This window comes from Micromonospora sp. CPCC 205546 (genome assembly GCF_036902715.1).
GTDB lineage: Bacteria > Actinomycetota > Actinomycetes > Mycobacteriales > Micromonosporaceae > Micromonospora.
Window position 1 is genome coordinate 1 of the sequence record NZ_JBAKHL010000048.1, and the last position, 11,991, is coordinate 11,991.

Annotated in this window: 10 protein-coding genes; 7 read left to right on the top strand and 3 right to left on the bottom strand. The window is 75.3% G+C overall.

Going from position 1 to position 11,991, the window contains the following annotated elements:
- Positions 1–1,413 (bottom strand): type VII secretion protein EccB (gene eccB / locus V6U77_RS21215; RefSeq protein ID WP_334608185.1); only part of this gene is annotated, 1,413 nt, incomplete at its 3' end.
- 216 nt (positions 1,414–1,629) lie between these two features.
- Here eccB and V6U77_RS21220 point away from each other — a divergent pair.
- From V6U77_RS21220 to V6U77_RS21245, 6 genes are all read left to right on the top strand, one after another.
- Positions 1,630–1,899 (top strand): metal-sensitive transcriptional regulator, encoded by a 270-nt coding sequence (locus tag V6U77_RS21220; protein ID WP_089000744.1) that lies wholly within the window; start codon positions 1,630–1,632, stop codon positions 1,897–1,899.
- 136 nt (positions 1,900–2,035) lie between these two features.
- Positions 2,036–3,439, top strand: coding sequence for an MBL fold metallo-hydrolase (locus tag V6U77_RS21225; RefSeq protein ID WP_334608186.1), 1,404 nt, complete (start codon positions 2,036–2,038; stop codon positions 3,437–3,439).
- Between the two features lie 152 nt (positions 3,440–3,591).
- A complete protein-coding gene (locus V6U77_RS21230; RefSeq protein WP_334608187.1) occupies positions 3,592–4,197 on the top strand; it encodes a rhodanese-like domain-containing protein in 606 nt (201 codons plus the stop codon).
- The gene (locus tag V6U77_RS21235; RefSeq protein ID WP_334608188.1) at positions 4,194–5,096 is read left to right on the top strand and encodes a sulfite exporter TauE/SafE family protein; all 903 of its coding nucleotides are present in this window, start codon (positions 4,194–4,196) and stop codon (positions 5,094–5,096) included. Before V6U77_RS21230 ends, V6U77_RS21235 begins: the two co-directional genes overlap by 4 nt.
- Positions 5,097–5,418: 322 nt before the next feature.
- Entirely contained in the window at positions 5,419–6,132 is a 714-nt protein-coding gene (locus tag V6U77_RS21240; RefSeq protein WP_334608189.1) for a spermidine synthase, read from the top strand.
- A gap of 117 nt (positions 6,133–6,249) precedes the next feature.
- Entirely contained in the window at positions 6,250–6,426 is a 177-nt protein-coding gene (locus tag V6U77_RS21245) for a hypothetical protein (protein ID WP_334608192.1), read from the top strand.
- On the opposite strand, the gene V6U77_RS21250 is transcribed toward V6U77_RS21245, so the two are convergent.
- Entirely contained in the window at positions 6,383–8,011 is a 1,629-nt protein-coding gene (locus V6U77_RS21250) for a glycosyltransferase 87 family protein (RefSeq protein WP_334608193.1), read from the bottom strand. The two genes, V6U77_RS21245 and V6U77_RS21250, sit on opposite strands and share 44 nt — an antisense overlap.
- 122 nt (positions 8,012–8,133) lie before the next feature.
- Here V6U77_RS21250 and V6U77_RS21255 point away from each other — a divergent pair, with 122 nt between their 5' ends.
- Positions 8,134–9,825, top strand: coding sequence for a long-chain-fatty-acid--CoA ligase (locus V6U77_RS21255; RefSeq protein WP_334608194.1), 1,692 nt, complete (start codon positions 8,134–8,136; stop codon positions 9,823–9,825).
- Positions 9,826–10,026: 201 nt separating this feature from the next.
- Here V6U77_RS21255 and V6U77_RS21260 read toward each other — a convergent pair whose 3' ends face one another.
- A complete protein-coding gene (locus V6U77_RS21260) occupies positions 10,027–11,844 on the bottom strand; it encodes an acyl-CoA dehydrogenase (RefSeq protein WP_334608195.1) in 1,818 nt (605 codons plus the stop codon).
- Between the last annotated feature and the right edge of the window lie 147 nt (positions 11,845–11,991).

An 11,991-nucleotide genomic window follows, 5' to 3' on the forward strand; every position in this document is an offset into this window, starting at 1 on the left:
CCGACTCCGCCCCGCCGACTGACCCGGACCCGGACCGGCCGCGACGACCCGCGCGGCGGCCGGGTCGAGCGTGGCGCCGGCCGGCACCAGGGCGACCAGGCTGGCCGGCAGCCGCACCGGCCGCACGTCTCGGTAGCCGAGCGCGCCGAGCACCTCGCCCCCGGCGAGGACGTAGCGCCGGCCCAGGTCGGTGACCACGGAGACCGCGCCGCCGGCCGCGCCGGGTGAAGCGACCGCCTCGACCACCGCGCCCCGACCCGGCTCCACCACGACGTGATCGGCGCGCACCCCACCACCCGCCGCCGGGGCGGTACGCGGCGCGGCGGCGAGGTCCGGCAGCCGTACGCCGAGCCGGACCTCGGTGACGCCGCCGTCGTCGCCCACCCGGGCGCAGAGACCCGCCCCGTCGGCGGCGGCCAGCCGGGGCGGCGCGGTCGGCGGCGCGGTCGGCCCCGTCGGGGCGAGGTCGGGCAGCTTGGGCAGCGCCGCGAACCGCCCGAGCGTGATCGGCTCCGGCTCTCCCTGGCCCGTACGCGCGAGCAGCAGGCCCGCCTGCAACTCGGTGATGCCGGCCAGGCCGTCCCGCAGCGCGACGGCGTACTGGCGGCCCCCGCCGGAGTTGCGCACCAGGTAGACGTCGCCGATCCGCGCCCCGGACACCCGCGCGGAGCGCTCCCCCTCGTCGGGCAGGGCCAGTGGGGCGAGGTCGGCGCCGGCGGGCAGGCTGTTGAGCAGGGCCGGGGCCACCGGGACCGCCCGGGCCCGGGTCGCCGCCAGGGCGGCCAGCACGCGGCTGGGGTCGCGCACCAGGTAGCGGCGCTGGTGCCAGACGAGGTGCAGCCCGCCGTCGGGATCGCGCAGCAGCAGCGCGTCCTCGCCCAGGCCCCGGCCCCCGCCGGCGGTGACGCCGATCAGCAGCGCCGAGCGGGGCAGCGTCCGGTCGGCCTCGGTGGCCACGGAGCAGACCGTCCACGGGGCAGTGGAGAGCCGACCCTTGGCGGGCAGCGAGTCCGGGGCGTCGGCGATGCCCAGCGGCAGCCCGCGCGGCACCCCGTCGATGGCGCGGCGGGAGACGAGCACCGTCTTCGGCTGCTCCGCGCCGATGATCAGCAGGGCCGACGCGTAGTTGAGCACCGGGTGCAGCTTCTCCTCCCGGTAGACGAACCGGGCGCCGGACTCCTTCTCCACGATCACCGCGCCCGGGTCGCGCCAGGTGCTGCCACCCCCGGTGAACAGGCCGTAGAGGGCGAAACCGCCGAGGCCGATGGCCGCGACCAGCACGCTGGCCAGGCCGGCGCCGGCCAACCGCCGGAACGGTGACTGCGCCGGGTCGGTCTCCCGCATCACCAGGGCGGCGACCGCCCGCTGGACGGTGAACTGGTACGAGTGCAGCTGGTCCTGCCGCGACGGCATCGGATCCCCTCCGGGTGGCGGTCGGGGCACAGGATAAGCGTTGCGTCGATGTCCCGAGGACCCTGTGTCGCGACGGCGCCCGGGATTCCCGGTGCGGGGCCCCAGTGGTGCGACCAGGATCACCGCGCCGACGCGGACGCCTCCGGCCCGAGGGGATAGCATGGGCACGCACGGGTACCCCCCGGGGTATGCCGGGAGAGAGCGAGGAGACGCGCGGTGAAGCTGCGACCCGAGATGACGAGCGAGGCCCTGACCCGCCTGAAGCGGGCCCGGGGTCAGCTCAACGCGGTCATCGAGATGATGGAGACCGGCCAGGACTGCCGCGAGGCGCTGACCCAGCTCGCCGCGGTGTCCAAGGCGATCGACCGGGCCGGCTTCAAGATCATCGCCTCCGGCATGCGGCACTGCACCGCCGCCCGCGAGCGGGGCGACTCACCGGAGATGACCGAGGAGGAACTGGAGAAGCTCTTCCTCGCCCTCGCCTGATCGCCACCGGAAGAAACGCACCGCACACGTTGCGTGACAGTGGCGTGTGCGGGTAGACAGAGTGCACGCGTCAACCCACCCGACGTGCGTCCGTCGCATACCCCCCGGGGTATATGATCCCACAAGGAGTACGGCAATGGCAGTTGAGGTGTCCGTCATCGCGACGTCCTCGCTCGGCGACCGCAGCTACCTGGCCTCCGACGGCACGGTGGCGATCGTGGTCGACCCGCAGCGCGACATCGACCGGATCCTGTACCTCGCCGGCGAGAAGGGCGTACGCGTCACCCACGTGGTGGAGACCCACATCCACAACGACTATGTCTCCGGCGGTCTGGAGCTGGCCCGGCTGACCGGCGCCCGCTACCTCGTCGCCGCGCACGACGAGGTCGACTTCGACCGGACGCCGGTCGCCGACGGCGACGCCGTGCCCGTCTCCGGCGCGCTGCGGCTGCGGGTGCTCGCCACCCCGGGGCACACGTTCCACCACCTGTCGTACGTGCTCGACGAGGCCGACGGCTCCGGCTGGCGCGCGGTCGGCGTCTTCACCGGCGGCTCTCTCCTGTTCGGCACCACCGGGCGCACCGACCTGCTCGGCGGGCGGCACGCCCACGAACTCGCCCACCACCAGCACGCCTCGGCCCGGCGCCTGGCCGACCTGCTGCCCGACGGCGCCGAGGTGTGGCCGACCCACGGCTTCGGCAGCTTCTGCTCCGCCAGCCAGTCCGACGCGCCCGAGTCGACCATCGGGCGGGAGAAGCGGGCGAACCCCGTGCTGCGGCTGGCCGCCGACGAGTTCGTCACCGGGACCCTCGCCGGGCTCGACGCCTACCCGGCGTACTACGCCCACATGGGCGTGGCGAACCTCGCCGGCCCGGCGCCGGTGGACCTCACCCCGGTCGCCCGGGCCGACGCCGCCGAGCTGCGGGAGCGGATCGCCGCCGGCCAGTGGGTCGTCGACCTGCGCCACCGCAAGGCGTACGCCACCTCGCACCTGGCGGGCACGGTCGCCCTCGGACTCGACGGCCCGATGTCGACCTGGCTCGGCTGGCTCATCGACTGGGGCGCACCGCTCACCCTGCTGGCCGAGACCGAGGAGCAGGTCGCCGACGCCCAGCGTGAACTGGTCCGCATCGGCATCGACCGCCCGGCCGCCCAGGCCACCGGCGACCCCGACCGGTGGTCCACCGCGCCCGGACAGCTCCGCGAGCTGCGCATGGCCGACTTTCCCGCGCTGGCCGCCGCCCGGGCCGGCGACACCCCGGCGGGGCTGCCCGCCCCGGACGTGGTGCTCGACGTCCGGATGACCAACGAGTGGACCGCCGGCCACGTCGAGGGCGCCGTGCACATCCCCCTGCCCGACCTGCCCCGGCGCCTCGCCGAGGTGCCCGCCGGCAGCGTCTGGGTGCACTGCGGCTCCGGGTACCGGGCCACGGCCGCCGCCTCGCTGCTGGCCAACGCGGGTCGCGAGGTCGTCGTGATCGACGACAAGTTCGGCCGGGCCGAGGCCGCCGGGGTCGCCATGAGCCCCGGCGACGCCTGACCGACCCCGCACCGCCGGCTCCCCTTTCCGTACGCGCCGGGCCGCCACCGGTCGTCCGCACGGCGACGCGCGCCCGCCGCCGAACGGCACCGATCGACGGCGGTCCGGCTCACCCTGCCCGCCCACGGCGAGCCATCCCTGGACGAGGAGAAATGACCACGTCACCGAACGCCCTGCCCGCCACCCTCGACGCCGCCACGCTGCGCGAGCTGGTCGACTCCGGCCGCGCTCCCCGCATGCTGGACGTGCGCACCCCCGCGGAGTTCGAGACGGCCCACGTGCCCGGCGCCTACAACGTGCCGCTCGACGTGCTCAGGGAGCACCGCGAGGAGCTGCGGCGGCACCTCGACGAGACCGTGGTGCTGATCTGCCGCTCCGGTGCCCGCGCCGCTCGGGCCGGGCAGGCCCTCGCCGGAGTCGGGCTGCCCAACCTCAGGATCCTCGACGGCGGGATGACCGCGTGGCAGGCCGCCCAGGGACCGGTCCGACGGGGCACGCCCCGCTGGGAGCTGGAGCGGCAGGTCCGCCTCGTCGCCGGCTCGATCGTCCTGCTCAGCATCCTCGGCTCGGTGTTCGTACCCGGCCTGAAGTGGGTCGCCGGCCTGATCGGCGCCGGCCTCACCTTCGCCGCCGTGACCGACACCTGCGCGCTGGGCATGCTGCTCGGCAGGCTCCCCTACAACCGGGGCGCGAGCTGCGACGTGGAGACCGTCGTCGGTCGGCTCGGAGACCACCCGACGCCCCGGCCCCTGCCGTGACCGGCCTCGCGCTGACCGTCGCTCTGGCCGTCCTCATCGGGGTGAGCCTCGGCCTGCTCGGCGGCGGCGGCTCCATCCTCGCCGTACCGCTGCTGGTCTACGTGGCCGACCTGCCGGCCCGGGAGGCGATCGCCACCTCGCTGCTCGTCGTCGGGGTGACCAGCGCCGTCGGCGCGCTGCCGCACGCGCGGGCCGGCCGGGTCCGGTGGCGCACCGGCCTGCTCTTCGGGGCCGCGGGCATGGCCGGCGCGTACGGCGGCGGGCGTCTCGCCGCGTACGTCCCGGCGGCGGTCCTGCTCACCGGCTTCGCCCTGATGATGCTCGCCACCGCGACCGCCATGATCCGCGGCCGGCGCAACGACGCGGACGGGTCGGCGCGACCCGAGCTACCGGTGCTGCGGGTGCTCCTCGACGGCGCCGTCGTCGGTCTGGTCACCGGGCTGGTCGGCGCGGGCGGCGGGTTCCTGGTGGTGCCGGCCCTCGCGCTGCTGGGCGGCCTGCCGATGCCGGTCGCGGTCGGCACCTCGCTCGTGGTCATCGCGATGAAGTCGTTCGCGGGGCTGGCCGGCTATCTCTCCACCGTCGACATCGACTGGGGCCTGGCCGCCGCCGTCACCGGCGCCGCCGTGCTCGGCAGCCTCGCCGGCGGCCGACTCGCCGGGCAGGTCCCGGAGGCCGTGCTGCGCGGGGCGTTCGGCTGGTTCGTGGCGGCGATGGGCGTCTTCGTGCTGGCCCAGCAGTTGCCCGAGCATCTGCGGACAAACCCGCTGCTGTGGACCGTCCTCACGACGACGGTGGCGGTGGTGGTCGCCGGGGTGCGACGGAGACGCCGGCAGGTCCCACCGCCCCCGGGGCCGTCCGACGCCAACACGACAGGTCGACGACAGGAGTCGATGTAAGAGCTGTGGTGGCGTCGTGGCCGGGGTGCGAATTTCAGTGCCTGCTCGCGCACGGCGGTGACGCCGGCGAAGTCGAACGCCACGTCCAGCCCCCGCCCGCCTCGCCGGGGCGGGTGCGCGCGGTGTCCGTCACCGCCCGCCCAGGGGGTGGAGACCGCGTCGGGGATGACGCAGGCCTGTCCGGCCAGCATCTCCGCCACCGCGCCCTCCCTGTCCGGCCCCCCGTCGACGGCCCTCGACGGGCACGCATACCCACCCGGGCGGCAGGAATGTGCGTGCCGACCGCCGGGGCCCGGGGTGCCGGCGGGTAGCATCCGGGCCCGTGGGCGTGCGATTCGAGGAACTGGCCTGGCGGGAGACCCCGATCGGCCTCATCAGCCTGCGTCGGCGCCGCGACCCGCAGCTCGACGTCGAGGTGTACGAGGTCAAGCTCGACGACGAGTACCTGATGTCGAGCCTCTTCCCCGTGGCGGAGATCGAGCTGGCCCGGTTGGGCCTGGCCGCCCTGTCCGGGCAGGGCCTCGACGTGGTCGTCGGCGGCCTCGGTCTCGGCTACACCGCCCGCACCGCGCTCTGCGACGAGCGGGTCGGCTCGCTGCTGGTGGTGGAGGCGATCGAGGACGTCATCGACTGGCACCGCCGGGAACTGCTGCCCTTCGCCGCCGGGCTGGCCGCCGATCCGCGTACCCGGTTCGTGCGGGCCGACTTCTTCGCCGCGGTCGCCGACGGCAGCGGGTTCGACCCGCGGGAGCCGGGGCGGCGGTTCCACGCCGTGCTGCTCGACGTGGACCACTCGCCGCGCAACGTGCTGCACCCCGCACACGCCGCCTTCTACACCCCCGACGGCCTGCGCCGGCTCGCCGCCCATCTGCACCCGGACGGGGTGTTCGCCCTCTGGTCGGACGACCCGCCCGATGCCGACTTCGAGGCGGCGCTGAGCGAGGTGTTCCGCACCGCGCGGGCGCACGTGGTCGCGTTCGCCAACCCGTTGACCGGCGGGCGGTCGGCCAACACGGTCTACGTCGCCCAGCGCTGACGCGGCCCTGCGGCCCGTGGACCCCGGGCCTCGGGGTCGCGGCGGTATGACCCGGGACGGACCGGGAAGGCGGGCCCGGGGGCCGCGCCACCGCGGCCGGAGTCACGGGAGGTGGACATGCGGAGCATGCTCTGGATCGTCGGCGTCGTCGCCGGCGCGCTCGTCCTGCTCGGGCTGCTGCTGGAGGCGGTCCGCTGGCTGGTGATCATCGGCGCGGTGGCGTTGGCCGTGGTCGTCGTCCTGGCGGTGGTCAAGGGACGGCAGGCGATGCGCCATTCCGCCGGACACCGCTGACGTCGAGGGCGGCGGCCAGTTCCTCGTCGTAGGTCGCGATCGGGCGCCCGTCGGCCCCGTAGGCGACCAGCCGGCCGTGGGTCATGGTCGCCGACCGGAACGAGAACGTCCGGGGCCCCGGGTAGGGCGCCAGCAGCGGGATGGCCCGGGGCGCGCCACCGGGGGCCGAGTGGTATTCCAGCCGGGCGACGGCGGGCGACACCACCCCGTTGACGCGGACCTTGGTCTTCTCCCTGCGGGTGCCGAAGGTGACCGGCGCGTGCGTGGCGTACGCGGCGCACTCCGCCGGGCCTCGGCAGACGAAGAAGTAGCGCGGGTTGGCCACGTCGGAGAGCGCGTACGCCTTGAAGGTCGGATCGGCGCCGGCCGGCAGCGGCTGCACGGCGAAGAACGCCACGGCCAGCGCGGCGGTCGTGCCCACCCGCAACCAACCCCGGGGCGCCGAGGTCCGTCGGCCCGCGTTGGCCGCGGCCAGCGCCGCCCCGCCGAAGCCGGCGAGGCAGAGCACGCCGACGGCGAGGGCCCGGGCGTTCTCGAGGAGGAACTGCACCCCGGACGTGGTCGAGACCGGCCTGAGCGCCACCCCCAGCGAGACCACCATGGTCACCAGCAGAGCGCCGCCGGCGACCCGCCGGGCGACCCCGTCGGCCCCGATCAGCAGCATCGCCGCCAGCACCGGCCAGATCTGGTGGTGCGTCCAGGACACCGGGGACGCGGCGACGGTCGCGCAGCCGACGAGCACAGCGGCGTGGCCGGGCCGCCCGTGCGCCGCCAGGTGCCGGGCCCGCAGCAGGGCCACCGCGCAGACGACGGCCACCAGGGCCGCCCAGAGCAGCGGGAACGAGGCCTCATCGAGGCCGACGCGCAGCAGCATGCCGTGCACCGACTGGTTGCCCAGCGAGGCGAGGTTGCCGATCCGGGACGTGTTGCGCACCGCCTCGGTCCAGTACCTCCAACTCTCCGCCGGGAGGACCACCGCGCCGAGCGCGGCGCAGGCCAGGAAGGTGGCGGCGGCCCGCCCGGCGTCCCGGTAGCGGCCCGTGGCGAGGAAGTAGACCACGAACAACAGCGGGGTCAGTTTGACAGCGGCGGCCACCCCGACGAGCACGCCGCGCAGCCGGGCCGGAGGAACGCCCATGCCGTCCAGCAGCGCGAGCAGCACGATGAAGACGCTGACCTGACCGAAGCGCAGGTTGCTCTGCACCGGCGCGGAGAGCATCAGGGCGCAGGCGACGGCCGGCACGACCAGGTGCCGCCGGTGCCCGTCGGCCAGCACGCGACCGACCGGCACCGCGATGGCGACCACCGCGAGGCAGGTCAACGCCAGCCAGCCCCCCTGCACGACCCCCTCCGCAACGGCCGCGACCGGCCAGAGCACGAGCGCGGCGAACGGTGGGTAGGTGAAGGGGCCGCCATTCTCGGCCACGAACTCGTACAGCGGTCGACCGGCCTGCAGGTGCAGCAGCGCGCCACGATAGATGTGCAGGTCGGAGAGGCGGTCGGGGCGGAGGGTGACGAGCGCCGACGACCCGGCGGCGAGCAGGACGAACACCGACCAGAGCGCCACGACCCGTCGATCCCGCACCGTCGGAGTCTACGGCCGGGGCCGGTCAAACGGGATCCGGTCGGGCGGGGGATTCCCGAATTACCTACGCGACCGTAGGTTACCGTGGGGTAGGCGATCGTACGTACGGGCGGAGGAGAGACATGGACCTGAGCGCGGAACGGCCCTGGCTGCGCAGCTACGCCTCCGGCGTGCCGGCGACCGTCACGCCCTCCGACGAGTCGCTCGTCGACCTGCTGCGGGACGCCGCCCGCCGGTTCGGCCCCCGGGTCGCCCTGGACTTCTTCGGCGCCACCACCACGTACGCCGGTCTGGCGGACCAGGTCGGCCGGGCGGCCGAGGCGCTGCGCCGGCTCGGCGTGGCCCGGGGCGACCGGGTGGCGCTGGTGCTGCCGAACTGCCCGCAGCACGTGGTCGCCTTCTACGCCGTGCTACGACTCGGCGCCGTCGTGGTGGAACACAACCCGCTCTACACTCCGCAGGAGCTCACCCAGCAGCTCGCCGACCACGGCGCCCGGGTCGCGGTGGTCTGGGACAAGGTCGCCCCCCTCGTCCAGGGCGCCGTCGGCGCGACGGCCGTCGAGACGGTGCTGGCGGTGGACCTGACCCGTGCGCTGCCCCGGCGCAAGCGCTGGGCGCTGCGGCTGCCGCTGGCCCGCGCACGGGCCACCCGCGCGGCGATGACCGCACCCGCCCCCGGGGCGCTGTCCTGGGAGCGAACGGTGGCCGCGGTCGGCCCGCTGGACGCCGCGCACCCCGCCCCCGGCCCGGACGACACGGCGCTGTTGCAGTACACGGGCGGCACCACCGGCACCCCGAAGGGCGCCATCCTGACCCACCGCAACCTGCGGACCAACGCGGCACAGGGCCGCGCCTGGGTGCCGGGCCTGCGCGACGGCGAGGAGACGGTGTACGCGGTGCTGCCGCTGTTCCACGCGTACGGCCTGACGCTCTGCCTGACCTTCTCGGTGGGCATCGGCGCCACGCTGGTGCTCTTCCCCCGCTTCGACCTGGACCAGACGCTGGAGGCGGTGCGCCGCCGTCCCCCGACCTTCCTGCCCGCCGTCCCGCCGATCTACGAGAAGCTGGCCACGGCCGCCCGGGAACGCGGGATCGACCTCTCCTCGGCCCGGTACGCCATCTCCGGCGCCATGGCGCTGCCCCCGGCGACGGTCGAGCTGTGGGAGTCGGTCACCGGCGGGCTGCTCGTCGAGGGCTACGGCATGACCGAGACCTCGCCCGTCGCGCTCGGCAACCCGGTCTCCCCCGCCCGGCGGCCGGGCACGGTCGGCGTGCCGTTCCCGTCCACCGACATCCGGATCGTCGACCCGGAGGACCCGGCGCGCGAACGCGCCCCGGGCGAGGCGGGCGAGCTGCTGATCCGGGGGCCGCAGGTGTTCACCGGCTACTGGAACCGGCCGGCCGAGACGGCGGCGGCGCTGCTGCCCGGCGGCTGGCTGCGCACCGGGGACGTCGTGGTCGCCGACGCCGACGGCTTCGTCAGCGTGGTCGACCGGATCAAGGAGCTGATCATCACCGGCGGGTTCAACGTCTACCCGTCGGAGGTGGAGGACGCGCTGCGCCACGTGCCCGGCATCCGCGACGCCGCCGTGGTCGGCCTGCCCGGTGCCCACGGCGGCGAGGAGGTGGTGGCGGCGGTCGTACCGGACGAGGGCGCCGTCCCCGACGAGGCCGACGTCCGGGCGGCGTGCCGGCGGCACCTGGCCGGGTACAAGGTGCCCCGCCGCGTGGTCGTCGTCGAGGACCTGCCCCGTTCCCAGATCGGCAAGGTCCTGCGCCGCGAGGTCCGCGACCGGCTGCTCGCCGACGGCTGAGACCGCCCCGCTCGCGCGGCGGGGCCGACGCACCGGCGGGGGGCCAGCTCGACGCGCACGGGTCGCCGACCTCGCCCGGACGCGCGCCGGCCCGCCCCTCAGGCGACGGGCGGGCCGCCCCCGCAGGATGCGCCGGGCCCGGCGGCGGTCGAGCCAGCGCGGCTCGGGGCGGGTCCGCCGGATCGCTGCCGAGACACGCCGTCAGAACCAGTCGTCGCGCATCTCCAGGGTGGTCCGGTCGAGGCTGTCCAGCAGGTCGAACTGCGGGCCGGTGCGGGGCAGCTCGTGGCGGAAGAAGTACCGGGCGGCCTGCCGCTTGCCGGCGTGCAGGTCGGCGTCCGGGCCGTCGCCGGGGCCGCCGGCCGCCTCGACCACGAGGAGCTGTTCCAGCCACATCCAGGCGACCACGACGTGGCCCACCGCCTCCAGGTAGACGCTCGCGTTGGCCAGCGCCACCTCCGGGTCGCCGGTGCCCCACAGCCGCCGGGTGACCAGGGCGATCCGGTCGAGGGCGGCGCCGAGCTCGGCGGCCAGCTCGGCGGCCTCGCCGCCGGCCTTCCACGCGCGGGTGGTCGTGGCCCGAACCGTCTCCACCAGCAGCGCCAGCCCGGCCCCGCCGCGCATGGTGACCTTGCGCCCGAGCAGGTCCAGCGCCTGGATGCCGTGCGTGCCCTCGTGGATCGGGTTGAGCCGGTTGTCGCGCCAGTGCTGCTCGACGTCGTAGTCGCGCGTGTAGCCGGCGCCGCCGTGCACCTGGATGGCCAGGTCGTTGGCGACCAGGCACCACTGCGACGGCCAGCTCTTCGCGATCGGGGTGAGCACGTCCAGCAGCAGCCGCGCCCGCTCCCGGTCCGCCGCCTCCGGCGCGGTCTTCTCCTCGTCGAGCAGCCGACCGCAGTAGAGGACCAGCGCCAGGGCGCCCTCCACGTAGCTCTTCTGCGCCAGCAGCATCCGTCGCACGTCCGGGTGGGCGACGATGGGCACCTGCGGCGTGGCGGGGTCCTTGTCGGCCAGCGGGCGGCCCTGCGGCCGTTGGCGCGCGTACGCCAGGGACTTCAGGTAGCCGGTGTAGCCCAGGGCGGTGGCGCCGGCGCCCACCCCGACGCGCGCCTCGTTCATCATGTGGAACATCTGCGCCAGGCCCTGGTGCGGCTCGCCGACCAGGTGGCCGACCGCGCCGGGGCGCCCGCCGGGCCGGTGCACGCCCTCGCCGAAGTTGAGCAGCGTGTTGGTGGTGCCGCGGTAGCCCATCTTGTGGTTGAGGCCGACCAGCACGACGTCGTTGCGGGCGCCGAGCGCGCCGTCGTCGCCCAGCAGCACCTTCGGGACGATGAACAGCGAGATGCCCTTCACCCCGGGCGGGCCGCCGGGGATCCGGGCGAGCACCAGGTGGACGATGTTCTCCGACAGCTCGTGGTCGCCGCCGGAGATCCACATCTTGGTGCCGTACAGCCGGTACGTCCCGTCGTCCTGCGGCTCGGCGCGGGTGGTGATGTCGGCCAGCGAGCTGCCGGCGTGCGGCTCGGACAGGCACATGGTGCCGAAGAAGCGGCCCTGCACCATCGGCCGGACCCAGGTGTCGATCTGCTCGGGGCTGCCGTGGGCCAGCAGCAGGTTGGCGTTGCCGAGCGTCAGCAGCGGGTACGCCGAGGTGCCGACGTTGGCGGCCTGGAGCCAGGCGAAGCAGGCGGCCTGCACGACGTGCGGCAGCTGCATCCCGCCGACCGACGCGTCCATGCCCGCGCCCAGCAGCCCGGTCTCGGCGAAGACGTCGAGGGCCTGCCTGACCTGCGCGATGGTGTGCACCCGGCGGCCGTCGAAGGTGGGCTCGGCGAGGTCGGCGGCCCGGTTGTGCGGGGCGAACCGCTCGGTCGCCACCCGCTCGGCGAGCTCCAGCACGGCGTCGAACGTCTCCCGCGAGTGCTCGGCGTAGCGGTGCCGCTCGGTCAGCCGGGTCACCTCCAGCCAGTCGTGCAGCAGGAAGCGCAGGTCGCGACGGGAGAGCAGGGTGGACGACACGGGTCTCCTTCCGTCGACGGGCGACCTCGGCCGCGGCGCGGCCCGGCGACGCCCTCGCGCAGGTCATCCTGACTGATCCGGCCGGCGGGCGCACCACCCGCCGCCGCGGGGGCGCCGTCCGGGGCGGCCGTCGCACCGGACAGGTCG

Excerpts from the sequence above, each read along its gene's own strand:
- V6U77_RS21225 (WP_334608186.1), top strand. The coding sequence starts at position 2,036 with ATGGCAGTTGAGGTGTCCGTCATCGCGACGTCCTCGCTCGGCGACCGC.
- V6U77_RS21230 (WP_334608187.1), top strand. The coding sequence starts at position 3,592 with ATGACCACGTCACCGAACGCCCTGCCCGCCACCCTCGACGCCGCCACG.
- V6U77_RS21245 (WP_334608192.1), top strand. The coding sequence starts at position 6,250 with ATGCGGAGCATGCTCTGGATCGTCGGCGTCGTCGCCGGCGCGCTCGTC.
- V6U77_RS21255 (WP_334608194.1), top strand. The coding sequence starts at position 8,134 with ATGGACCTGAGCGCGGAACGGCCCTGGCTGCGCAGCTACGCCTCCGGC.